The sequence below is a fragment of the Vibrio tetraodonis genome (assembly GCF_003350295.1).
In the GTDB taxonomy this organism is placed as follows: domain Bacteria; phylum Pseudomonadota; class Gammaproteobacteria; order Enterobacterales; family Vibrionaceae; genus Vibrio; species Vibrio tetraodonis.
Map to the genome: position 1 here is coordinate 49,975 of NZ_QLYY01000009.1, position 24,986 is coordinate 74,960.

22 protein-coding genes and 2 pseudogenes are annotated in these 24,986 nt (G+C 42.2%); 11 read left to right on the forward strand and 13 right to left on the reverse strand.

Annotated elements, in window-relative coordinates:
- Window positions 1-65: 65 nt before the first annotated feature.
- A complete protein-coding gene (gene pncB / locus DPF90_RS06415) occupies window positions 66-1,307 on the forward strand; it encodes a nicotinate phosphoribosyltransferase (RefSeq protein WP_114785505.1) in 1,242 nt (413 codons plus the stop codon).
- Window positions 1,308-1,360: 53 nt separating this feature from the next.
- Here pncB and DPF90_RS06420 read toward each other — a convergent pair whose 3' ends face one another.
- A complete protein-coding gene (locus tag DPF90_RS06420) occupies window positions 1,361-1,987 on the reverse strand; it encodes a LysE family translocator (RefSeq protein ID WP_114785506.1) in 627 nt (208 codons plus the stop codon).
- A 226-nt stretch (window positions 1,988-2,213) separates the two neighbouring features.
- Here DPF90_RS06420 and DPF90_RS06425 point away from each other — a divergent pair, with 226 nt between their 5' ends.
- Complete coding sequence (locus tag DPF90_RS06425) at window positions 2,214-3,704, forward strand: carboxypeptidase M32 (protein ID WP_114785507.1); 1,491 nt, start codon at window positions 2,214-2,216, stop codon at window positions 3,702-3,704.
- A 39-nt stretch (window positions 3,705-3,743) separates the two neighbouring features.
- On the opposite strand, the pseudogene DPF90_RS20440 reads toward DPF90_RS06425, so the two are convergent.
- Window positions 3,744-3,836 (reverse strand): annotated as a pseudogene (locus DPF90_RS20440) (GNAT family N-acetyltransferase); the annotation flags it as partial.
- Window positions 3,837-4,116: 280 nt separating this feature from the next.
- Between DPF90_RS20440 and DPF90_RS06435 the strand changes: the two are divergent.
- Together DPF90_RS06435 and DPF90_RS06440 are read left to right on the forward strand one after the other, a co-directional pair.
- Entirely contained in the window at window positions 4,117-4,686 is a 570-nt protein-coding gene (locus DPF90_RS06435) for a hypothetical protein (RefSeq protein WP_162813994.1), read from the forward strand.
- A gap of 205 nt (window positions 4,687-4,891) precedes the next feature.
- On the forward strand, window positions 4,892-6,127 hold the full coding sequence (locus DPF90_RS06440; RefSeq protein WP_114785509.1) for a hypothetical protein: 1,236 nt from the start codon (window positions 4,892-4,894) through the stop codon (window positions 6,125-6,127).
- A gap of 48 nt (window positions 6,128-6,175) precedes the next feature.
- Here the strand turns inward: DPF90_RS06440 and DPF90_RS06445 are convergent, their stop codons facing one another.
- The 6 genes and pseudogenes from DPF90_RS06445 to DPF90_RS06470 form a co-directional block, all read right to left on the reverse strand.
- Entirely contained in the window at window positions 6,176-6,928 is a 753-nt protein-coding gene (locus tag DPF90_RS06445; RefSeq protein WP_114785510.1) for a DUF3726 domain-containing protein, read from the reverse strand.
- Window positions 6,925-8,634, reverse strand: a complete 1,710-nt coding sequence (locus DPF90_RS06450) for a hypothetical protein (RefSeq protein ID WP_114785511.1) — start codon at window positions 8,632-8,634, stop codon at window positions 6,925-6,927. Before DPF90_RS06450 ends, DPF90_RS06445 begins: the two co-directional genes overlap by 4 nt.
- Before the next feature lie 59 nt (window positions 8,635-8,693).
- Window positions 8,694-10,196 (reverse strand): annotated as a pseudogene (locus tag DPF90_RS06455) (BCCT family transporter); the annotation flags it as partial.
- 168 nt (window positions 10,197-10,364) lie between these two features.
- Complete coding sequence (locus DPF90_RS06460) at window positions 10,365-11,354, reverse strand: membrane dipeptidase (RefSeq protein ID WP_114785513.1); 990 nt, start codon at window positions 11,352-11,354, stop codon at window positions 10,365-10,367.
- A gap of 65 nt (window positions 11,355-11,419) precedes the next feature.
- The gene (locus DPF90_RS06465) at window positions 11,420-12,880 is read right to left on the reverse strand and encodes an aldehyde dehydrogenase family protein (RefSeq protein ID WP_114785514.1); all 1,461 of its coding nucleotides are present in this window, start codon (window positions 12,878-12,880) and stop codon (window positions 11,420-11,422) included.
- A 57-nt stretch (window positions 12,881-12,937) separates the two neighbouring features.
- Complete coding sequence (locus DPF90_RS06470) at window positions 12,938-13,336, reverse strand: RidA family protein (RefSeq protein WP_114785515.1); 399 nt, start codon at window positions 13,334-13,336, stop codon at window positions 12,938-12,940.
- A 153-nt stretch (window positions 13,337-13,489) separates the two neighbouring features.
- Here DPF90_RS06470 and DPF90_RS06475 point away from each other — a divergent pair, with 153 nt between their 5' ends.
- A complete protein-coding gene (locus DPF90_RS06475) occupies window positions 13,490-14,380 on the forward strand; it encodes a LysR family transcriptional regulator (protein WP_114785516.1) in 891 nt (296 codons plus the stop codon).
- Window positions 14,381-14,410: 30 nt separating this feature from the next.
- Here DPF90_RS06475 and DPF90_RS06480 read toward each other — a convergent pair whose 3' ends face one another.
- Both DPF90_RS06480 and DPF90_RS06485 read right to left on the reverse strand, forming a co-directional pair.
- Window positions 14,411-15,034 carry a bifunctional 4-hydroxy-2-oxoglutarate aldolase/2-dehydro-3-deoxy-phosphogluconate aldolase gene (locus tag DPF90_RS06480; RefSeq protein ID WP_114785517.1) on the reverse strand — a complete coding sequence of 208 codons (624 nt, stop codon included), beginning with the start codon at window positions 15,032-15,034 and terminating at the stop codon, window positions 14,411-14,413.
- Between the two features lie 154 nt (window positions 15,035-15,188).
- Window positions 15,189-15,731 (reverse strand): outer membrane protein, encoded by a 543-nt coding sequence (locus tag DPF90_RS06485; RefSeq protein ID WP_114785518.1) that lies wholly within the window; start codon window positions 15,729-15,731, stop codon window positions 15,189-15,191.
- A 374-nt stretch (window positions 15,732-16,105) separates the two neighbouring features.
- Between DPF90_RS06485 and dld the strand changes: the two genes are divergently transcribed.
- Entirely contained in the window at window positions 16,106-17,809 is a 1,704-nt protein-coding gene (dld, locus tag DPF90_RS06490) for a D-lactate dehydrogenase (protein ID WP_114785519.1), read from the forward strand.
- A 2-nt stretch (window positions 17,810-17,811) separates the two neighbouring features.
- On the opposite strand, the gene DPF90_RS06495 is transcribed toward dld, so the two are convergent.
- Window positions 17,812-18,768, reverse strand: a complete 957-nt coding sequence (locus DPF90_RS06495; protein ID WP_114785520.1) for a LysR family transcriptional regulator — start codon at window positions 18,766-18,768, stop codon at window positions 17,812-17,814.
- Between the two features lie 103 nt (window positions 18,769-18,871).
- Here DPF90_RS06495 and DPF90_RS06500 point away from each other — a divergent pair, with 103 nt between their 5' ends.
- Window positions 18,872-20,221: an MATE family efflux transporter gene (locus DPF90_RS06500; protein WP_114785521.1), complete on the forward strand. Its 1,350-nt coding sequence runs from the start codon at window positions 18,872-18,874 to the stop codon at window positions 20,219-20,221.
- Window positions 20,222-20,242: 21 nt separating this feature from the next.
- Window positions 20,243-20,695 (forward strand): hypothetical protein, encoded by a 453-nt coding sequence (locus DPF90_RS06505; RefSeq protein WP_114785522.1) that lies wholly within the window; start codon window positions 20,243-20,245, stop codon window positions 20,693-20,695.
- A gap of 28 nt (window positions 20,696-20,723) precedes the next feature.
- On the opposite strand, the gene DPF90_RS06510 is transcribed toward DPF90_RS06505, so the two are convergent.
- On the reverse strand, window positions 20,724-21,173 hold the full coding sequence (locus tag DPF90_RS06510) for a GyrI-like domain-containing protein (RefSeq protein WP_114785523.1): 450 nt from the start codon (window positions 21,171-21,173) through the stop codon (window positions 20,724-20,726).
- Between the two features lie 367 nt (window positions 21,174-21,540).
- Here DPF90_RS06510 and DPF90_RS06515 point away from each other — a divergent pair, with 367 nt between their 5' ends.
- The 3 genes from DPF90_RS06515 to DPF90_RS06525 are packed head-to-tail and all read left to right on the forward strand — an operon-like array spanning window position 21,541 to window position 22,984.
- On the forward strand, window positions 21,541-22,047 hold the full coding sequence (locus DPF90_RS06515) for a helix-turn-helix domain-containing protein (RefSeq protein WP_114785524.1): 507 nt from the start codon (window positions 21,541-21,543) through the stop codon (window positions 22,045-22,047).
- Entirely contained in the window at window positions 22,034-22,354 is a 321-nt protein-coding gene (locus DPF90_RS06520; protein WP_114785525.1) for a hypothetical protein, read from the forward strand. The genes DPF90_RS06515 and DPF90_RS06520 overlap by 14 nt, the downstream gene beginning before the upstream one ends.
- A 9-nt stretch (window positions 22,355-22,363) precedes the next feature.
- Complete coding sequence (locus DPF90_RS06525) at window positions 22,364-22,984, forward strand: VUT family protein (protein ID WP_240314480.1); 621 nt, start codon at window positions 22,364-22,366, stop codon at window positions 22,982-22,984.
- 79 nt (window positions 22,985-23,063) lie between these two features.
- Here DPF90_RS06525 and DPF90_RS06530 read toward each other — a convergent pair whose 3' ends face one another.
- Window positions 23,064-24,971, reverse strand: coding sequence for an alpha-xenorhabdolysin family binary toxin subunit A (locus DPF90_RS06530; RefSeq protein ID WP_114785527.1), 1,908 nt, complete (start codon window positions 24,969-24,971; stop codon window positions 23,064-23,066).
- Window positions 24,972-24,986: the final 15 nt, after the last annotated feature.

Sequence of the window (24,986 nt, forward strand, 5' to 3'; positions counted from 1 at the left end):
AAACCATGTACTCTTTGATTAAAGTCCCCTAAATCAACATAACAGACACATTTAGGATAGGCTTGATGAGCGCTTCACTGTTTAACGATATTATTATCCAAAGTGCATTAGATCTTGACGTATACAAAATCAATATGATGTTTGCGGCTCGTAAGTACTATCCTAATACTCAAGTTCGTTATGAGCTCATCGTGCGTTCCAAAGAAGATCTGTCTGACCTAAAAACAGAAATAGCTCGAGAAATCAATCAACTAGCCAACTACCAATTTGGTGGTCAAGAAATTAGTTACCTCAAGAATCAAGCGACCTATCTCGATGAAGACTTTTTTCGCTATCTAGGCGACTTTCGATTCAAGCCCATGCAGCAGACGGCAGTAAGCGTCGTTAATGGGCAGCTGCGTGTCTCAATAAGTGGCATTTGGCACGAAACGATTCTCTACGAAACCCTTGTGATGAGTATTATTTCAGAGGTGCGCAACAAGGCGCGTTGGGGATGTATTCCAGAGCAACAATTTACACTAACTCTAGAAAAGAAAATTGCTTTCCTAAGAGCTGAATTAGCCAAAAGGCAAATCGCCAATTTTCAGTTTTCCGAGATGGGAAGCCGCCGTCGGTTCAGCTCAAAAGTGCAATATGAGCTTATCCGTTACCTAAACCAACAAGCCCCAGACTTGATGTCTGGCACCAGTAATTATCACCTCGCCAAACAGTTTGGCATAAAACCAATAGGGACAGTCGCTCACGAGTGGTTTATGGCCCATCAACAGTTTGGTAATCCTGAGCTTTCGCAACAAGTTGCTTTAGACACATGGCACCAAGCGTTTAATGGCACTCTTGGAATCGCCTTAACCGATACCATAGGCATTGATGCGTTCTTAAAAGACTTCACCTATGAAAGAGCAGCAGCCTATGCGGGAGTTCGCCATGATTCTGGCAGCCCATTTGATTGGGGCAATAAAATATTAGCTCACTACCAATCGCTCGGTATCGACCCAAAATCCAAGACTCTGATATTTACCGACGGGTTGAACTTCGAAAAAGCGTTGGAAATCTGCCAGTACTTTGGTGACAGAGCGAAAATCAGCTTCGGAATTGGTACATTTCTCGCCAATGATATGGGCGATTGGTCGAATGATAGGAATAGCTATCAACCTCTATCTATGGTGATAAAAATGACAGAGTGCAATGGTTCTTCGGTTGCAAAAATTAGCGATGAGCCAGAAAAAGCCATGTGTGAAGACCCTATTTTCCTCACTGACTTAAAGCAGCGCTTTGGACTACCACACACACTCGATAAAGCAAGTTAAGTCAACAAAACACCTTTTTAGCGCCTTAAGTCAGGCGCTAAATCATACTTGGTTCAGCCTTCGCTCATCAACTTGATACCTAACCCTACCAAAACAACGCCCGTCGTTGCCTCCATCCTACGCAGGAAGTTCGTGTTACCGATGATGTTTTTTGCGCAACTTAGCGACACAGCTAAACTGCTTTGCCAAATCATTGCAATAACAAAGTGAATGCTTGCCATCATGATTGTTTGGGCGATTGCCGAACCCTCGGGGTTTATGAACTGAGGTAAAAAAGCCAAGTAGAATACAGCTGTTTTGGGGTTAAGCACATTCGATAAAAAGCCTTCTCTAACCGAGCGTTTTATGTTGCTTTGGTTTTGAGTTCCTGACCAATTGATGGCATCAGATTTTCCGTTGTAGATATTTTTAAGTGTACTTAGCCCTAGCCAAATAAGGTAAACAGCGCCTATCATTTTGACCATACTAAACAACTGTGCTGACTGGGCTAAAATTGCCGAGATGCCCACAGCCGATAAGGTCGCATGCACAAACAGACCTATACAGATGCCAAAACTGGCAGCTATCCCATCTTTCGCCCCTCCACGGGAGGCGTTTCGTATCACTATTGCCGTGTCTAGGCCTGGGGTTAAGGTCAAAATAGTAATGGCAATTAAAAAGGCTTCGATATTAGCGATCATCCTGACTCCTAAACAACAATATCTGAAGTACTTTGATATTTAACTGCTATTTTTAACACCAAATTGTCTTGTTGGAAAACACTAATAATCATTTGGGGTTAATGAATATGATTCCATAACGTGAGATATAACAGATAATTAATCGCATTATTAACTGGGAACACTTGGTATCAGAGTTTGAGATTGATACACTTTTAGCCTTATTAATAGTCAAGGAAGAACGCTAATGAGCGCATTTGAAAAACTAAAGCAGCATTCAAAAAAGATTTCTCATTTCAATCACCTTGCGGCTATCTGCGGCTGGGACCAAGCGGCGATTATGCCAAGCGGCGGCAACCAAGCTCGCTCCGAGGCTATGGCTGAATTATCTGTCCACATCCATAGTCTGCACACACTACCTCAATTAGAAGAATGGTTTAACCAAGCAGAAAATGAACCTCTTGACTCAGCAGACAAAGCAACATTACGCGAGCTAAAACGCCAATGGCAACAAGCCAACGTGCTACCAGAGTCCCTAGTTCAAGCCAAGTCTCTAGCTGGCTCTAAATGTGAACATGCATGGCGCACCCAGCGAAAAGACAATGACTGGGCTGGATTTGAAAAAAACTGGGCAGAAGTGGTTCAACTTTCTCAAGAAGAAGCGAAGATCCGAGCAGAGGCAAATGGCACAACACCCTATGACGCTATGTTGGATATCTATGAGCCAGGCACCAACTCTGCCTCTCTCGATACGCTTTTCTCCGATGTAAAAAGTTGGCTGCCCGACCTTATCAACCAAGCGATCGAAAAACAGTCCAGTGATCAATACCTAATGCCTGAGGGAGAGTTTTCATCAGCGAAACAAAAAGCGTTAGGTTTAGAAGTCATGAAGATGCTGCAATTTGACTTCAACCACGGACGTTTGGACGAGAGTATGCACCCTTTTTGTGGTGGCATACCTTCAGATGTTCGCATTACCACTCGCTATGATGAGAATGAGTTCGCTCAGTCGTTAATGGGGATTATTCATGAAACTGGCCATGCCCGCTACGAGCAAGGGTTGCCCAAATCACTATCAGGTCTTCCTTCCGGTGAAGCCCGTTCAATGGGTATTCATGAATCTCAGTCATTGTTTTTTGAAATGCAAATAGGTCGAAGTGACAGCTTTATCGCCCATTTAGCAAACTATGCCGCAAAACGTTTTGATGGGCATAACCCTGAGCTTTTCTCGCAAGAGAATTTTTACAAGCTTTATACTCGCGTGAAAAAAGATTTTATTCGCGTAGACGCCGATGAACTCACCTACCCTGCTCATGTGATACTGCGTTACGAGATTGAGCGTGACCTAATTAATGGCAAAATTAAGCACACAGACGTTCCTGAGTTGTGGAATGATAAAATGCAAACCTATCTCGGCCTTTCGACCGAAGGTAACTATCGCAATGGCTGTATGCAAGATATCCATTGGACAGACGGAGCATTTGGTTACTTTCCAAGCTACACATTAGGCGCTATGTATGCGGCTCAATTTATGGCATCAATGCAAAACAGTGTCGATGTGGATGCTGCCATTAAATCGGGAGACCTCACACCAATCTTTAACTGGCTATCAGACAATATTTGGAGCAAGGGAAGCTTGTTGACCACAGACGAATTAGTCAAAAAAGCAACAGGCGAAACCCTGAATGCGGCGCATTTCCAAAACCATTTAAAAAGTCGTTATCTCTGTTTGTCTTGATTAAGTGGGCGCGAGCGCCCACCTTCTGAGCACATATAAGACTGAATCAATATGAGTGAATAGCCCATGTTTCACAACTGAAAACAGACTATTAAACTCATCGCTTTTTATTTGTTTTAGCTGAATATCCATATACCGAATAACGCCTAATTAAGGTGTGAGCAATATTACGACCAAGACCAAACATAACGGCGTGAACAAAAAGCTCCTAGCATTCTTAATATTCCACCAACTCTCTTTTCGTTAGTGCAACTGCTACCCAATCTACCATAAGCCAGTAACCTCACTCAGCTCACTCTATTAATTATCACAACACAACCACCAAATCTGGCATGACCAGTTAATGATATAAAAAATATCGGCAAAAATAATAGTCTGGTTTCATTGTTCGAAAATCATTCAGGTCATATCGATGGAATCAGTTTTAGAAAGGTCTCAAACACATTTTTCTGAGACTTCAGATAGTATTGAAACCCACCAAGAGTCAAAGAAAACACGTATGCTAACTATAGGTGACGTGAATAACATCATGAGCCAAAGGCTATCTTCTCATAAACTGACTATCATTAACGGCTTTTGGATACCTTTGAGTATTCTGAGCTATAAACTTGAATCGATAAGAGATGCGCAAGATCCCAATATACCTGTAATGATTCCGATGGGTCTTAAAGAAAGGGGACATTTCAGAACATGCGACCACATCGTCCTTGGCCTTATCCAAAAAAGGCGTATGTATATTTTAGATTCAAAATTAAACCCTTTACGTAACTTCGATTACAGTTTGAACATCACCGCCTTGAGTACTGGGTTTCAAGATCTCTCGGATAGAACCAACTGTGGTAGATACGTGGTAAATGCGGCCATACAACTTGACCAAGCGCTTAACCATAACCCAAACGCCGATCTAACTCACCTAGTAAAAACCATGGAGAGGCCAGATCTAACAAAGATTCAGCACGAATATGCGAAATACATGTGGTGAACTCCTGTAATCAATTACTTGTTAAGCCTACTAGTGGCACAATATTTAAGCTTCAAACACGGCCACTTTCTAGAGTCTGAGCTAGTTCAGCAAAACCAAATTATCATCAATCTGTTAAATTTATCAATAGGAGCCTAGACTATTGATAAACACATAAACCCAATCAGCATAATTAATGCTGCTGTACTTTGTGCTGGAGGCTGATATGAAAATGAATCTACTCAAGCGGTTCATTAAAGATAAAATATTTGGAAAAACATCTCAATCGGCAAGAGGTGTTCAGATTGCTGAAATGGCAGATGCTCGTATGGGCGCGATGTACATGCTTGCTAGTACCGAAATTGCCAAAATCGCGACCATATCTAACGCACATTTTTTCGGTACATTTGTTGTGGGTACAGAACCCCTGTCAGATTTTAAGCAAGCAACGGATAGTTTACTTAGTAACACCGAAGCAATGGCAAAGTTGAAAAAATCCAAAGCCGCAAAAAAATTATCCAAAGCGGTTCAGAAAGCATCTGAAGTGACTTCAGCGATGAAAAATAGCATCAAGGAACTATTCGCAGACTTTTTTCGTTCATTGCTCGATAAGATAAAACACATTTATGGTGACTTGCTGCATGGGATAGAATGGCTGGCCGAAATGGGGACTTATTTAATTAGTAAATTCGCAGGCAATCTAGCGAGCGTGGTTCCCGGGTGGGGCTACGTGCGAGGTGCATCCGCTCTCTATTCTGATGTAAAAAAATCGGTATTGAAATCACGAGACCTTATCACCCAAATCTATCAAGGGAGAGGCGTTGAATTGTTGGGTGGTCATCCCAGTATCATATCGAGAACTCTCGCCCGCCACTCTGCGTCTGGAGCACTTGGTGGCATAAAAGACTTTACGCATACTGTAGCTGGAATTGCAGGTGCCACTGCTGTGGGCGTTGGTTCCTTGGTCAGTCTCATCGTCATCGTATTAGAACGAATCATTAAGTTGGTCGACTTTTTTGTTCAGCGTTCATTGTTACAAAACACGTTAGAGCGTGCGAAAAAAGAGTGGCTTAACCGTACCTCTAATGCCAGCATGCTCAAGGACCATAAAATGTTTTCAGAGTGGTTTCAAAGCGCGGTAGTAACCACTCCAATCGTAGCGGCTCTTGTGATGGGAAGCGGGTTTGTCGGCCACCCCTATCGGTTTGCTCAACTTTTGACACCAAAGCTTGAAGCCGTATCACAAGGCGAATTTGATAAAGCAGTTGTCTACATAGACAAACTCAAGTCACTGTCAACAAAATACGTACAAGAATATATCGGCAGTTACAAAATCGATTTTTCCAGTACAGATGGCGTGGTAAACGCTCGATTAAATGAACTTAAGAAGGGTAAAGGGCTACTCGATGGACGAGAGTTCGCCGTACAGAGTACACCGCAATACCAAACAACTACTGTCTAATAAAAAAGCCAAGGCGAGCACCTTGGCTATATCTATTAAAACTTTCTCCTAACTGGTCCACTCGGGTTTAGCCGAAGTTTCTCCCGCACCCTTTTCTGAGCGCTCATTAGTGGCGACAAGATTACGTTTTGACTGACTAACAAGGTACTGCCATTCTGCATCCTCTACAAAAATTCCATCTCGACACGCGAGTTCTTTAGTTGCAAGTAATTGATGAGAATGTATATGGCAAGAGGCCTCCATCTCATCTTTAGGTAACTCAAAATCACTTCCGGAAATTTCAATGTCAACAATATCACCCATAGATCGATAATTTTCGGTGGTATTTTTATAAGTAATCTCTGGCGCTGCTTGCCCAGAGTTTAACACATAGAAGATTTGCCTAGCGCTGTCCTTGTCGAACCAACTTGCTCTAGACGCTTTCCCTTTTGCCGCCAATTGTATAAGCTCACCATGAATGAACCATGGATGGTTACATCGTGCAATACGGATAAAAAGAGACTCAGCTCGAGTTAGGCGACCTATCGCGACATCAATCACAACCGGAAAATGACAAGCAAGACTGCCATAGTCCAAGTCAAAGCTAAGCTGATTGTCATTGACATCACGGTATTGCATGGCATTATCTGGCCCCCAGCCATAACACCGGCTCGCTTGGTTAAATTGGCGTATACCATCAAGACCAAGCATCTGAAGATCCACTACCATAGCGGCTATGATATCCGCTTCACCACATAAGCGCAGCTCTCCTCGGAAGGCTTTCTCAACCGCTGAAAACAACTCGTTGTAGGATACCATCATACTACCGCCCCCTTTTGTGACTCACAATTTGGTAGGAGCGGAAATAGCCAGTCATCATTTAGCGGTTTTGTCTTAAGATCAATAAGTAGCGGCGCCCCTTGGAAAAAAGTGACTCGAACCCAACGATCAGAACGTGGATCAAACTTAGTGGCTCCGAGCATAGCTAATTTGCAACGTAGCAAATCAATAGGTAAAGCGTCTTTTCTCAATATGTTGACTTGAATATCTCCCATGGCTCTATGAGCCATTGTCCATACTCTGCGAGCAATGGTTCGATATTGAGGAAAATGCAGCAAAAATTGAGCAATGCTAGATTGAGAGTCATAGGCGCACACTTGGTGATAAAGTTGATTCACTTGGCGGCCAATATCAAGAGTTAACTCTCTATCTTCGCCCTCTTCAAGACCACGAACTCCTAATCTAGGTTCCTCTTTATCTTGCGAGCGATACCAAAACCAATAGGTGTTTTCAGTTTGAGAGTAATCGTCATCAATCGCCCAACGATACTTTTCATCAATAAGTTTCTTTAACTCACCTATCGAATAATTAGCATCTATGGTTAGCGCCTCTTGCGCATTCATAAGCACCTCAAACTCATCGACAGATTCAGGATAGAGTTCCATCAAGCAAGAAAGGGCCACTTCTTGGGTTTGCGCTGAATAGTCAGCAAAATACTCAAATGTATCCAACCAAGTTTTATTATGACGACTGCCATCCCGCGAATGTTCAATGATGACTTTCAGTTCCACTATCGTTTGGTGATTCGCTGATTCTTGAGCCGTGTTGATAGTGCGTATTTGCTTAAAGTGTTGGCTCGCTCTCTCTATTAATTGATAAAACCGACCCCGTACATTCTTATCTGGTGACCTAGATAAAGTTCTGGATAGCGCCTTTTCTCTTGAGGTCATCCACTGATCGACAACACATGGGTGATTGATAAGGTATGGCGCCATACCTAAACCCGTCGCATTACCAATACCGAGATAACGCGCTAGTTCTTTATTCAACGTGACAGCCTCTCTACCTCCAGCCTGCTTAGCCAAAAAGTTAATCCAGTCTAAACTAAACTCTCGAAGAAGGTATACGGAGCACATTTGTGCACTAAATGAATATCGAAAGTCTGAGTTCTTCTCAAGTGCTTTAAAATCGGCGATCCCGAACTTTCCATTGCCATATACTGCTGTTGTCCGCAGTACATAACCCGTTTCTGTAAGCATCTCTGCTGCAGGTTGAGCGCCATGTGCAAGACTAGAAACTAAGCTGTCGAAAACACGGACACTTTTGTTTGCACGCCCTAAAACTAGGACGCAATTTTTATAACGCCCAGCTTCTTGCATGGGTACATTATCACGCAACAACGCCAAGAGTTGATCGTCAACTTCTCCGATAACAAGAGCAAAAGTGACGTCCCATTTTTCAGCAATAACACGATCATTTCGTTCTTGGTCGGCGATTTCATCGCAAAACACAACCAAGTGATACGTATTTTCTACTGTGGCTAAGCGGTAAATAACGTGCCCATAGCCAAGCTCATTCAAGCACCATCTCTGACAAGCCAACTGCCAGTTTTCTCGAGACATTCTACGGATTAGACTACGTGAAAAACTGATTCTATTTTGATGCATCACACCTAGTCTTTTCGCATCCATCACAATATTTCTATCACGCAGTGACATTGATTTATCAGTAGTTTTTTGTGCATCCATTTTACTCACTACCTTTTGTTGTTATTTGTTTAATATAAGGATTGGAAATTTTGGTAAGCTTATAAGCCCTGCTTTTTAGCCATTTTTAGTGCAATCTGCGGAGCGTTCCAAAGAGACGGCAGCAAGATGAAAGACACAGGTACCGCGGTAATAACAATAAAAGATTGTAACGCGGAAATGCCTCCTGCTCCCATAGAGATAAGAATCAGGGCAGTCACTCCCATCATGGCGCCCCAGAACATTCTTACCAAGGCATTAGGCTCAGTATCACCACTTATCACGACACTAATGGTATAGGTCATTGAATCTCCAGTGGTAACAATAAAAATAGTGGTAAGAATTAGGAATAATACTGAGGTCAACATTGGGTATGGCAGTTGCTGAGTGATGGCTAATAACGCACCCGGTAAGTTAAAGCCCTCAAAGGCATGACTAATGCTACCTTGCTCGGCAAGTTCAAACGCCAGCCCAGAGCCACCGACTATGGTAAACCAAAAACACGTCGTCAATGGCGCAATAACACTGATAGTCGTGACCACTTTACGGATGCTACGGCCTCTCGAAATTCTGGCGATAAAAATGGCCATCATTGGTCCATAACCAAGAAACCAGCCCCAAAAAAATACTGTCCACCAGCTCAACCACCCCTCATCACCACGATATGTCGCCATAGGAATAAAGTTATCCAGCATAGTCCCTACACCCTGAATGTAGCCATTAAAAATAAAACTCGTTGGACCAAATATCAGAATGTAGAGCATGAGTGCAATTGCCAAGATGACGTTATAGCGGCTCAGCATTTGCATTCCGCGGTGCAATCCACTTAAAGCAGATAAGGTGTATAAGGTAATCGCAAATAAGACGATAATCAGTTGGGTAGTAAAGCCATCTGGTACATCAAACAATGCATTTAACGCATAGCTAACCTGTAAGCCGAGAAATCCTATTGGACCTATAGTTCCGGCCGCGACAGCAAGAATACAGCAAGCATCGATTAGCGCGCCCATATGACCATCAAGTACCCGTTTACCCAAAATAGGATACAGGAGTATTCGCGGCTTAAGTGGGAAGCCTTTATCGTAATGAAGGTGCATCACCACAATGGACGTTAGACTTCCAACAATTGACCATGCAAGAAACCCCCAGTGCATAAAAGATTGCGACAGTGCATGAATCGCGGTCTGCTGAGGACTAGAACCCGCGCTATAAATAGGCGGTGGGTTAACAAAATGTGCTATCGGCTCTGCTGCAGCCCAAAAAACACCGCCTCCGGCAAGCAAAGTACAGAAGATGATTGCAGTCCAACGAAATGCATCCATATCTGGCTGATTGGTTCCACCTAAAATGACTCGACCAGTTCTCCCGCTGGCAAGCCCAATGGCGATCAAAAAAGTTAACAATAATAGTATTTGCCAATACGGCCCAAACACTTTTACCGACCAAGCAAACCCCGTATTCACAATAGAAGTAAGCAATTGGTCATCATAAAGTGCTAGACCAACAAACAAGGCAATCAAGCCACCGCTATACCAAAATGCTGGATTGGTTAAACCAAGCCTATCGGCAGAGTGAGTATTATCCCCGATATGGTGCGCATCAGACGACGTACCGCTGATACTATGAGTGAAATTAGCCATACACTGACTCCATATTATATTTGTTATCCAGCAATAGAGAACCTGCCACCGAAAGAACGGTGGCGAGGTAATCCATGCTTGTAAGGATTGTATTTATGAATGGGCTTTGAGGCCATTTGTCAGAAAAGTCAGCCAGTTGGTACCCAATATTTTTCCCGCTTCATGGTCACTAAAACCAAACTTAAGTAGTCCGATATAGATGTTTTCAAAGCCTTGTCGGCCATCAAACCAAGGTAGGGCTTCAGGCCAACCAGAATTTGTAGCACTTCCCTCACCATAGTCCATCGATTTAGACCAACGGCCATTACGCATCCATTCCAGAACATGCTGGGGCTGGTTTAGGCATAAATCACTCCCTATACCCAAATGTTCAACGCCATATCGCTCAGCCGTTTCGGCAACCATTTGGCAAAAGTCTTCCAATCGACACTGACTACCACTGGGCAGATGGAAAGGGTATAAGCTAAAGCCGATCAAGCCTCCTCGTTTGGTCAGAGCTTCAATAACCGCATGAGATTTGTTACGCAGTGCATTATGCGCAGAGCTGGGGTTTGCATGGCTAATGCAAATCGGCCGCGAGGAAAGTTCTATCGTTTCTAGTGTCGAGCGCTCAGCGCTGTGTGACATATCGATAATCATTCCGACCCGGTTCATTTCTTCTATGACTTGTCGGCCAAATCGAGTCACTCCTGAGTCTTCTTTTTCGTAGCACCCTGTCGCAAGCAAACTTTGGTTGTTATAAGTCAGCTGCATGATTAAAAGGCCTTGCCGGCGCATGACTTCAACTAAGCCAATCTCATCGTCAATAGGTGAACAATTTTGCGCACCGAAAAAGATTCCAACTTTTCTTTGTAACTTTGCCTGCTCAATATCGTCTATAGAGTGTATTGGCATGATGAGATCCGAGTTTTGCTCAAAATGCCTGTTCCACTCAGCAAAACGGGTCAGTGTTTGGCGTGCATCTTCGTGGTAAGCGATCGTCGCATGCAAAGCGGTAATACCACTTGCTAATAAAGTTTGGAAGTATTCTCTATCCCAACGACAATACTGCAGTCCATCTATGATGATTTTATCTTGGAACATAACCACTCCTATATTGTTCCTATCATTTCTCTACTCACTGGCAGCTTGCTGCCGATAAGAAGACCCTAATAAGGACGCTGATAAGCGGTTTTCACAACAGTGTAGAACTCCTTAGCATATTGACCTTGCTCACGAGGTCCAAAGCTGGACTCTTTACGTCCTCCAAATGGCACGTGGTAGTCTGTTCCGGCAGTAGGTAGGTTAACCATCACACATCCAGTTTGAGATTGCTGTTTGAAAATGGTGCTAGTTTTAAGGCTTTGAGTAATAATGCCTCCGGTTAAACCAAAGCGAGTATCGTTGGTCACTTGAATAGCTTCGTCGAGGTCCTTCACGCGTATAACACTTGCCAAAGGAGCGAAGATTTCTTCTTGGTTGATATCCCAATGACTCTGAGTGTTTATGAAAAGAGTTGGTGCCATATAGTAGCCCTGATGTTTTAGTGCGAGTCGTTCCCCACCAAATGCAAGCTCAGCCCCGGTTTGACGAGCCTTCTCAACCCAATCTAAGTTAGCCTCTAACTGGACACCATCCACGACAGGGCCCATAAAAATACCCTTTTCCAACGCATGCCCAACTTTTATCTCACTCATCCTCTTTATCAAGGCTTCAACATAGGCATCATGAATATTATCCATCACAACAAGTCTTGAAGACGCAGTACATTTCTGACCTGTTCCTGAAAAAGCACCTGCAATCGTCGCTTCAATCGCAATTTGAAGATCGGCATCATCGGCGATGACTAGCGCATTTTTACTGCCCATTTCCAGCTGACATCGAACAAAATTAGGCGCAGTTGCAGCCGCCACTTTACGCCCAGTTTCGACCGATCCTGTAAAACTAATACCAGCAACATCAGGCGAATGAATCAAAGTGTTACCGACAACGGAGCCAGAACCTAGAACTAAATTAAATGTACCTGCTGGTAGGCCCTGGCGGTGAATGATCTCGGTTAATGCGACCGCACTTGCCGGAGTGAGATTAGCTGGTTTCCAAACCACACTATTACCAAAAGCCAAAGCAGGCGCAATTTTCCATGCAGCGGTAGCGGTTGGAAAATTCCAAGGAGAGATAATACCAACCACACCGATAGCTTCACGTGTCACTTCCACAGAAACGCCCGGACGAACCGAATCTGCGGTATCACCTATTTGGCGTAACACTTCGGCAGCAAAGTATTGAAAGAATTGTCCTGCCCGATATATCTCACCGCGCCCTTCGGCAAAAGGCTTACCTTCCTCTCTAGAAAGTAACTGACCCAATTCATCACAACGGGCAATCAACTCATTACCAATCGCTTGTAAAACAGATTGTTTGTGTTCGATCGATGTTCTTTCCCATAAAGGCTGGGCTTGCTTGGCAGCTTGAATTGCTTGCTCGACTTGATCTTTACTTGCTTGAGCAAAGTCGCCCAAAGTGTCACTGATGTCGGAAGGGTTAATATTAGAAACGGTATCTATACCTGATTGCCACTCTCCTTGAATAAAAAGTGACTGCTCTGGTTTTATCTTGTCAAATAAACACATAGGAACTTCCTTAATTGGCTTGATAACTTCTAGACTGGCTCACTTGCCGCTTTGGGATTAATAGTTGTCGGTCACGGATGCATAGACAACAAACTCAACCAGCATTTCTTCTCGGGCTAGACCTGCGACAACAATTGCTGCTCGATTCGGATAAGGTGACACAAAATACTCGGCATAGAGCCGATTGACGGACTCTAGATATTGATGGTCTGTCACATAAATCATGACTTGGCACACTGAATCCAACGACTCGCCAGCACATTCAAGGGTGTGAATAAGATTGCTAAATACTTGGCGAGTTTGTGCCTCTATTCCACCCGTAACCACATCACCATTAGCATCAATCGGAATCTGTGCCGTATATAAGGTGCCATTCCCCACAACAGCCCATTCAAGAGGAGCCTTTGATGCATATAACTCTGTTTTAATCGGATATTTTTTATTTCTTGTATTCACTGGCTTTTAACCTTTGTTACATCTTTGTGTCTAAAAGTTAAATCCTGCACTTTGACATGCGATAAATCCAACGGTAAATTTTATTCATTTGATAAATAAACTTTATCACTTTTGTGTGAAGCTACTAGCTAGAATGGGTTGGGAAGAAAATCAGTGAGTATCAAACTGCAACAATTACGACATTTTGTGATGGTCGTCGAGGAAGGGGGCTTTCGCGCCGCATCTCATCGAGCAAATCGCTCTCAAGCAGCACTATCAACATCGATAAAAGAACTGGAGAAAATCTTGGGGCAATCGCTATTTGAAGCAGGCAACAAATGCGAGTTAACGCCCTTCGGTGAACTATGTCTACCCAAGGTAGCAAGGTTTCTTAATATATATGCTGCGCTCGATAGCGACCTGCGAGCTATCGCAAGTGGCCAACAAGGAAAAGTACGTATTGCTAGCGTACCTTCTGTTGCCGCAAAACTTATCCCGACTATTTTAGGTGTATTCAATAAAACCTACCCCAATGTCGAAGTGAGTTTAATTGATGATAATGTAGCAGGTGTGGAAGCTAGGCTTCTATCTGGAGAAGTTGACTTAGCCTTGGGCAATCCTTCGGCACTTAACCAAGATGCGATCAGCTTGACCCCATTACTGTCTGATCCAATCGGTGTGGTATGTCTAAAAGACAACCCTATTGCCATCGATCGTCAGGAAATAGATTGGCAATCTATACAAAACGAGCCTTTTATACGCAACGGCACTTGCAGCCTGCTTGAATCAACGCCAGCTCGAGTATTAAGTCAAAAAGCATTGTATTCGGTGGAAAATATTACTTCTCTGTATTCGGTTCTAGAGCTCGGAATTGGTATTACAACCTTGCCCAAACTTGCCTTCCCACTAAAGACATCATCTCTAACTTGGTTGCCATTATCAGACCCAAAAATAGAGAGGCAAATAGGCGTTTTCACACTTAAAAACCGAACGCTTTCACCTCAGGCTAAGATATTCCATCAGCTCTGTGTAGACCACTTGGCTGAGGAGACTCTGGTTTTATGACAATTTAAACACGATTTAGCGTTATTTAATTTAGGTAAGTTTTAAGCAAGCTTGTCTTACAAGTTCTCCTATTTCCTGCCAACATCCTTGATCAATAAGCTTGGATGGAACCATCCATGTCCCACCACAGGCCAGCACAGAATCGATAGAAAGGTAATCATTTATATTATCGATACTTATTCCACCTGTGGGCACAAACTTAACAGGGTAAACCGCTGACAGAGCTTTGAGCATAGCGGTGCCACCAGAGGGTTCGGCTGGAAAAAACTTCAAGGTTTTCAAACCAAAATCCATTGCCTGCTCGACTAAGCTAGGATTATTGATTCCGGGGATAATAGTGACATTGTTATCCAAACAGTACAGCACTGTTTTAGGGTTAAAACCAGGACTGACAATAAAATCAGCGCCCGCCTCAATCGCGTCATCCACTTGCTTTATCGTCAACACAGTGCCAGCTCCAATCAACATATCCGGATAGACAGCTCGAAGCTGTTGTATCGCTTGTGTGGCAAAATCGGTACGAAACGTGATCTCTGCACATGGCAGATCATTTTCAATAAGTGTGCGCCCCAAAGGAACAACATCATTGAGATCATTTATGGCAATAACAGGGATGACTTTCAGTTTGGCTAACTGCTGATCTATGGACGTCATTAACAAGTTCTCAGGGTAATTGACATGGTTAACTTATAATGTGCCTTTAAAATATTTTGAATTCAAACCTAATTGCTCATATCAGTGTCAATCCAACAGTTAGGAGGTCAGATTAGGTGCAGACCCAGAGTCAAGGTACTGAAAAAGTCTAAGGTTAAAATCTAAAATTTATCCCCGTAAATACTGCATCTGAATCAAAGTTATCTGCCAAAACAAACTTACGGTATTCCAAGTTTAGCCCCACACGACTAAAAAGTATTAAGTCCCCACCAATACCATAATATGGATTAACGCCAGTATGAGAATCAGTACGTTGTATACCACCTGTAGGCGTATAGGTTTTTTTAACCTCAGAGTAGTTTACCCCACCAACAGCGTAAAAGTTTAAGAATGAAACAGGGGATATACCTGATTTTATTCCAGCGAAACCTGTAGAATAGCTAACTTCTTGCGTCGTGCTGCCAAAAAGGGAAGTTATGACATTGCTTGTCATGCCTTCAACACCAGCATAACCAAATTCAGCGGCAAAATTAGGATGAAACTGGTAAGCGTAGTCTATTTTTACCGCAAAACCTGAATCAGCCCAGTTATCAGCGCCCTCAGTATCACCGTAACCCACAGCTAAGCCTATCTGATGGTTAGACGCACAGACAGTAGAGGATAACAATAAAGGTAATAAGTGGAGTATCTTTTTCATATTAACTCTCTCATAAAATTTGTTTATTAAATCAATCTATATCATTCCACTCACAATTGGTATGGTCGCTTTGTCGCAGTTTGTTCAGCATGAGCACTTCATTTACAGCGCAGTTAAAAAACTATGATAAAAAGAAAGTAAATTATTTGACCATAAATATTACATTCCTTTGGGAAAAACACATTGTTCTTAGATTCACTAATCAAACAGCTTAAACACTATAATAGACTGATATAAAAGAATTTAAAGAGCAGTTAGCGAGTTAGCCGTAGTAGACTTTAGTCAAGTTCTTGAGTGACACTGTGGTGTTGTATTCATTTCAACTTTAGACTGTCAAAAACTAAAGCCCTACATGCTGGAAGTTAAAGAAAATTATGGACAAACAAGCAATAATTCAGACATTTGTAGATATTGTTGGTGAACAACACGTATTAACAGGTGATAAAAAAACAGATTACTATCGTTCTGGCTTTCGTTCTGGGAAAGGAAAAGCGCTTGCAATACTCTTTCCTGGTTCACTGGTCGAGCAGTGGCGCGTACTACAAGCGGCCGTCAAAGCCAATTGCATCATCATCATGCAAGCGGCAAAAACTGGGCTCACAGAAGGATCTACCCCTAGTGGTGAAGATTATGATCGTGAGGTCGTTGTGATCAACATCATGCGCATCAATACCTTGCATGTTATCGATGACGGCAAACAAGTTGTTAGCCTACCTGGGGTTAGTCTCCACCAATTAGAAAAAACACTCAAAAAGGTCAATCGTGCCCCACACTCCGTTATTGGTTCTTCATCCATTGGCGCGACGGTTGTCGGCGGAATAGCCAACAACTCAGGTGGTGCATTGGTTAAACGCGGTCCAGCCTACACGGAGCTCGCGCTATTTGGACAGGTTAATAAAGAAGGCGAATTAGAGCTGGTTAACCACCTTGGAATAGAAGGACTTGGTGAAACACCTGAAGATATTCTTACCAATATAGAACACGGAAACTTCACACAAGAGAATATCAAACACACAGATGCCATGGCGTCTGATAAGGAATATGAACGGAGAGTGCGCGATATAGACTCAGATATTCCTTCTCGATTTAATGCAGATTCGAGGCGACTATTTGAGACCAGTGGCTGCGCAGGCAAATTAGCTGTCTTTGCAGTGAGAGTTGATACCAACCCAATACCAAATAAAGAGCAAGTGTTTTATATTGGCTGTAATGATCCCGCCATGCTAAGCAAACTTAGACGAGATATGTTAAGCAAGTTCAAGCACCTTCCCGAAATGGGCGAATACATGCACCGAGAGATATTTAACCTTGCTGAACATTATGGTAAAGATGTTTTTCTTTCTATACATCATTTAGGCACTGAAAGGCTGCCCAAGTTCTTCGCGCTTAAAGCTCAGGTAGAAGCTTTACTCAAACGTTTTCCCTTTGTTTCCCACAATCTACCAGATATGTTTATGTATTGGATGAGTAAGCTATTCCCACAACACTTGCCACAACGCATGTTAGAGTTTAGGGACAAATATGAGCACCATTTGATTCTTAAGATGAGTGATGGTGGTATTGAAGAAGCGCGAACCTATCTAGAAGAGGAATGGTCAGAGCAACAAGACTGTGGCTTTTTCATCTGTAGCCAAGACGAAAGTAAGAAAGCCCTACTCCATCGTTTTGCTGCCGCAGGGGCAGCAATCCGGTATGAAACTGTACATTCGAATGAGGTAGAAGATATATTGGCACTTGATGTCGCACTGCGTCGCAATGATCTTGATTGGGTAGAACAACTACCAAAAGAGATCACAAAAGACCTGGTGGTGGCTCTCTACTATGGTCACTTTATGTGCCATGTATTTCATCAGGATTATATCTTTAAAAAAGGCGCTGACACGAAAAAGATCAAACACAAGATGCTCGAGCTCCTTACTCAGAAAGGTGCCAAATACCCTGCGGAGCATAACGTGGGACATCTCTATGAGGCGGAACAGCAACTACAAGCTTTCTACCATTTGTTAGACCCAACCAATACCTTTAATCCGGGCATTGGGAAATTGAGCAAATATAAGCGCAATTGCAATTGCTGCTAAAGTTAACCCCAGCTTACTTGCCGGCTGTCCCAGCCAAAACTTTCACACATAGCTTTGAGCTGACCCAACTCGTTTTGGGTTTGCTCAACGAGCCAATGGTGTATCTCATCGATAATCGGACTTTGATTAGGTTGATAACATAAGTATTGCCATTGACTATGTTGTAAAACCATATCGTTTGGACATTTGAGAAACTCACGATTAAGTTCTGGTAACACCAACAATAAGTCAGTGACCGTTACCCCTTGACCCGCGATACACGCACTGAGTGCTAAGTCTAAGCTATAAAAAACCGTATCTCTACCTTCCTTTATTCCTTGAAGGTTGGCCTGAGTCAACCAATGTTTCCAGTCTTGATGGTCGAGCGTAGCATGCAAATGTGGCAAGGTGAGTACATCTTGGAGCGGTACATTTTGCTCTGATAGCGAATTGGCGTATACGGGTGCCATATACTCCTCTCGCAAAAACGTAACGCCTTTCTTACCTATATATTTATCGCTTTTACATGTGTTTACTATCCATAAATCACAATCTCCTGAATCCAAATCAGGATCTTCTTCAATAGCGGGAATGATGACAATTTCGTGTTCTGGGTACTTTTCATTGAGGCTAACCACTTTAGGCAGCAAAACTCGAGTCGCATAACTTAGCGCACTTTTTATCACAATCCTTTGTTTGTACGCTTTAGACCAGTCTCCAATTAAGGAGTCCAATGCACGATAGTTATTATTGAGCCTTTGATATAACTCATTCCCCCTGTCAGTTAGGGCAATCGACCTGTGTTTACGTACAACAAGCAAAACATTTAACTCATCTTCAAGCTGCTTTATTTGTCGACTAATGGCACTTTGGGTGACATTTAACTCATCGGCAGCTTTGGTAAAGCTCATCAAACGCGCTACGGATTCAAATACTTTCAATCCATTATGCGAATATGGAAGAAATTGATAAGTGGACATCGGCTTCTCACATGATCTCAGCTCATGTAAGCATGACATAAATATCATTTGAACGCTACACAGTAAAAGCATACCTTATGCCCATTCAGACACGAGGCATATAATGAAAAAAATTCTCTCATTGGCATTCCCGCTCATCATTTCACAACTCATTACCATGGCATTGGTTTTAACTGATGTTTGGATGATGTCACAACTCAGTGTTTCGGCTCTAGCAGCTGGAGGGCTTGGTGCCTCTGTCTATAGCTTTATCTTTATTATCGCAAGCAGCTGTGTAGGCTGTGTTGCAAACCTGATTGCCATCGCTTACGGCCAAAGAATCGCGAGACCGGATTTCGGTAATCAGCAAATTCGCTTTGCCGTCAAAGGAGCCGTATTACTGTCTATTATTTTGACCCTAGCACTAACGCTAAGCTTCAGGTACGTTCCTGACTTGCTCCTCATCGCCAATCAACCTGAGCAGTTAATTGACCCTGCGATGAGCTACTTGGACACACTAAAATGGGCGATGCTACCCTCACTCATTTTACTTGTACTTCGTGGTTTAACCAGCGCTCTCGGTAGCACTCGGTCTATCATGGTAATGTCATTTTTAACTGTTGTGCTCAATGTTCCATTAAGTTACCTACTTGCATTTACCTTGGGATTTGGTTTGGCTGGCTTGGGAGCAGGGACTGCGCTAGCTTCCCTAGTCGTAATGCTGGGTTATGGTTATTGGGTTTTCAAACGTGCGGAATATCAAGCATTCTCACCTTGGAAGAATTTAGACGAATATTCTCTATCTCTGCTCAAACCGTTATTATCTCTTGGTATACCAATTATGATTGCGGCTTTACTTGAGCATGGATTGATCTATGGTGGCACCTTAATGGCAGGAGCGATTAGTGTAGCAGCACTCGCACTACACCAAATCCTTATTCAATGTCTGAGTTTTACTTGGAATATCAACTTCGGCTTGTCTCAAGCTGCAGCCATCCTTGTTGGGCAAGATTATGGTTCAGACAACTTTACGGGTATAAAGCGCACGGTCAAACGCAGCTTTATCATCACCACAGGTCTAAGTACGATACTTGCTGCACTCTTTATCTGTTACCCGCAAGCTATCTGCGCAATGTTTAACTTAGATGCTGAGCTATCCACCTTATTGATTGGGGTGATATGGGTTGTCGCTTTATCCTTTATTGTTGATGCATGGCAGTTGCTGGCTATTAACCTACTTCGAGGGATGAAAATTGTCTTAGCGCCGACTTTCGTCACAGCCATTGGTTATTGGTTATTCGGCCTGCCCTCAGCTTGGCTATTACTCAGAGAGTACGGTTTAGCCGGCGTCTGGGGGGGGATCGGTATTGGTCTCGGCGTTTCTGGTATACTCTTGCTTGCACAGCTTGTATCTGTGATACAAAAGCATAGCACTCCAAAAGCAAACAAAAATAAACCAAGCTATGCGTCATAAGCGCAGAAGAATAAAGCAGCCATGACTGATCTCGATATCGAATTTGAACACATTTATATAGAAGCGCAAGCTGAGCGCTGGCAATGTATAGAACGCTTTCTTTTCAGCTACTTTTGCTTTCGAGAAAACTACCTAACTCGTAAAAACAAACCTGATTGGGAAAGCGCACGCTTGATGAGCGCGCGCTCTGCCAAGGTCACTGCTATCGAAAACGCCATATTAGAACCCGTAGTACCTCACCAAACTATCATCGGAGAAATAAAGCGATATTGGCGCGACGGTCGACTGACGAGGCAATCCCTACAGCGAATTCTTAACCAGCTATTGGACTACGCTGTCATTACTCACAAGGAAAAAGCCGCGCTTAGCAAAGCTAGGCTTGGAGATTCGATGCCTGCAGATTGGTACAAAAGCCCGGAAAAACCAGTTTATCAAAGGCTTGAGTTAGTAAAAATTAAGCTTATCAACAGATAAAACTCAGCAGCCAACCAGAGTGTTAGGACTAATCAATCGCAATACAAATTTCAACGGATGAATCATCAAGATATCTTTCATAGTCGTATGAATAAGCCCTCTTGTGAAGACAATCACTATCAGCAAAATATGTCCAAATCTCTTGCCACAAATTAATCACCGCAGCAGGCATCTCACCTTTAGCAGAAAATACTAGGTATTTACCAGCAGGTACGGCGAGCTCTACTTGGTCATCTAAACAATCAAGAGGCATACTGGTTGCACCAACTGTCAAATCGTATTTCCCTGAAACATCCGATTCATAATTGCTGTATACACCATAGACACACGACTGTTCTTCTAGGTGTACTGAAGCTTGCTGGTAAAAATGCTGCCAAAGTAGCGCTATTTTTGCAGTCGATGTTACTTGCTCTGATAGGTTGCAAGTCCGGACAGCAAATCCTGTTACTGTAAAGCCTTCATTATGACGAATGTCCATGATTGTACTCTCTTACTCTATGTTCAGACCAACATACAGTACCTCGCTCATGCACTGTATTTATTCACAGTACCATATTTAATGAGGTCTACAAAGGCGTTATCCAATAAATATTGTTATGTGAACCACAAGCCTAGCTTTTACCCTGAAACTATATTTAACGTTACTTTATAACATAAATTTATTTTCTGATAGTTAAGTTGTAAATTTTCATTTTTAATATTTATTTTAGGAGAAATTAATGCTGGATAATTTATAATAAAACATTAGAATTAATTAAAAATAAAAATATACAAGTGTCAAAAATAGATTAATAACTATTAAATCGACGCTAACATGAATGTAATCACACTTTGGCTAGTTTAAAATGATAAATAAAATAATAAGACTTATAACCGACAGTAAACATGATACCGGTGGCGTTAAATTTCTCGCTCAAGAAATGGGCATTAAGTATAGTACTTTGTATAGTTTGTATTCCGGTAAAAATAGTAATCCAACAATAGAAACTGTAGGAAAAATATGTGACTATTATAACATTACTTTCTCCGACTTATCGGATGATGCTGCTCCACCATGCCATTTTGACCGACTTAGTTCTGATATAATTCCGCTATCTGAAAAAAATAACACAAACATATACATAAAAAACAACACACTCATCGACACTTTACCTAAAAGTAGTCAACTAATATTCGAAAAATTCTCTCTTCCTTTAAAAAACAAAAATCACTATATTTGTACCACACCATCAGGGGAAGTTGTTCTTAGGAAAGTCATTGAAGAAGACAATAAATTCATTTTCATATCTTCCAACAGGATAATTCACGAAGATAACTATCCAATCATGCAACTTAAAAATGTCAAGATTTAACTTATTTAAGATAAGAAAAAAACAATCCAATCTATATTCTATCGATGGGTTAGTAGGTTTTATTGGTAAAGAAATGTTTGAGCATGCCTATATTGATAGGCATGACGTCAAACTTCATAGCGGACAGTATTGTATTTCTGATGACAGAATTCGTGCTATCAATGTTGAAGATAAAACCGTCGAAATGGAAATATCTGATATTCCAGTCACCATCTCGATGAAAAGCTTACTCGCTCCTTCAGTCAGAAGAAAGCTAAAGATAAGCAATGAAAATTTTATCGCCATTTACCACATCATGGAGTGTTAGTCTTTGAGGGTGATAGAAACTTCAACTATAGCAGCAACTCTTGGCCTGTTTTGTTTCCTTACAACATCGAACTTGGCTTCCACCAAAGCGATACAGGCACTAGGTATTCACTTAACCGGTGGCTTCTTTACCTACCCCTTTGTTTATTTTTTTTCTTCGATTATTATCGCAACCCGCTCACCCAAGACATATTTTAGATGCATAACTTTGGCTTACCTTGGGTACCTCACCTTTATAAGCATGATGTACTTAGCGTCCATTACTCCCGACTCAGATCCTAATTCAAACTACAGTCAAAGCTTCAATTTGATCTATAGCTTGAATAATTATCGGGTCTATTTGGCATCTCTTTGTGCCTACTTTGTCTCTACGTTTATGTTTGGCATAATATTCTCGTCATTAAAGATTAATAGCATCAGTATTAGGATCTCAATATCGACGATTGTTGTCTCTTTAGTTGATGTAAAATTGTTTCTTGCTCTAGCTTACTTCGGGGTGAAAGATAATGATATTCTTATCATCATTATGTTTTGGTCCAGTGTTGCTAAACTAGTCGCACAGATAGTTTTGCTTCCACCAGCAATTCTCATCATCAACACTATTAGAGATCGAGATGAATGCTATTTCTGAAATGAGCAGTTAACATCTTATTTAACGCTAACTGCTTAACAATTAATATCTAATAATCAATCGATGAAGGTTGAGCACATTACTTACAGGAAACGTATCCTGTCCAAGATTTCATAGATACAATAGGATTCGAATTACTGATATACATAGTGTAATCCCAGTTATAGTCTATCGGGTTATTATCGGTCCAATACACTCTGTGAGTTGGCCAGCCCACTGCCCCTTGTTGTGAAAAAGCGCTTAGTTCCTCAGCATTGGGTAGGCGCATACCTCTACTCTGACACATATTCTTCGCTTGTTCATAAGTAAAGGTTACCCATTTAGGCCCAAAATCTATCTCAGATTTATAGCCAGTATAAGTGTACCCTTCTCTGTCGGCTTCTTCCTTTGTTAAGGGCAACGAAAATTCATTGGAAACTTCTGGCGGAGGCGGAACAGGTGCGTTTAGCACTTCACCACCAGTACAAGCAACGTATTGATGACCGTGTGGATAGAGTTTTGACCCTCCACCATCTACGCCAACCGTATAGTAACGTCCTTGAGGGTCAATCGTCGCTGACCAATAATGGCTGGCAACTGGCCATACATTAGGATCAATATCTTCATATTGCTTAAACCAAGCTTGTAGTTCCTCTAGTTCAAATTTGGTTGGCAGACGCATACCTTGATTTTTACATAGGTCAGTCGCTTGTTGAAAATCATAGGTAGGCCAGGATAAGCCCGTAGTATATTCTGTAATTTCAGTTGAGTATGAAATACCCAGTTCATCGGCCAGGTCGCTTCGAATTGGTACACTAAATTGTGTTGAAGATATGCCTGTTACATCAGAGTTGGCCAACCAAATTTCTCCTTCATTGCCGAGGTTTTCCCATCGGGATTGTAGTTTTTCGACCTCTAATTCAGTTAAGTAAGCTGCAATAAAGTTATCTGGATCATGAAGAACATCATCACTGTTTATGTCATTAATTCCTTTAATAACACTTTCTAGTTGACTGGAAATGAGTGCCCAACCGCCTCTCAATCTTTGCTGCGCCGCCAACGCAGAGCGTGTGCTTTCTAGTATGTTTTCTATGCTATCTGTGGCAATGTTCCATGATAAATAAACAGCTTGATCGTGTGCCATCTCCTCTCTCAAAGCAATAACATCCTCTCGAATAGACTGAATTTCATTTTTCAAAGCCACTGCTTTAGCAGAGCCCGCACCTGCGGTGCTTATTGCGGCAATCGTTCCAAAAGGAAAAATCCACGCATAAGTAGGCGTTGTTGCGGCTACGGTTACCCACTTACGATATTCACTATTTAGCTCATCGATTCTTTGTTTTAGGGCATCAATTTCTCTACTGGCCTCACTTCCGTCATTATCAAGAATGTCTTTGTTTGAACTTTGCAATCGATGGAGGTCTTGTACCTGAGCATCAAGAGAATTGATGAAGTCGGTTAAGCCATGCCCGAGTGAATCTGCATCTTGGTAATACCTAGTCGCATCTTCAAGCATTGCCTCTAATATTGCGAGTAAATCAGCTTTTACCCGTTCAAACGCTAAATAATCTGCATTCTCCGCCGCTTCAACAATAAGTTGTGTTTGCTGTAACATCCCAATAGAAGAATCATTCACCTCATGAGAGTACTCAATAAGGTTTTCAACCAAAGTAATCATCCTATTGCGATAGCCAGTGTCTCCTAACCAATCGCTCGATATATGATTGATATTTTGATAGTTAGACAGCAAGTCTTGATAGACTCCATCGAAGGCCACGTAATTACTCATATAAAAACGCTTACGCATGCTCTCTTGAGTAACTGGTAGTGTACTCGCGCTGCGAGCCAACATATTCAATTTAATCCATTCTTCTTCGTTTAATAGGACGTCATCGCTTTCAGATGTGAATACATCCAAATTGCCTAACCCATTATAGTTTTCTGCCAATGATACATTGTGTACTGCCAGCATACATGACGCTGCTAACACTGCTTTACACCAATCCATAGTTGCCTCTTAAGA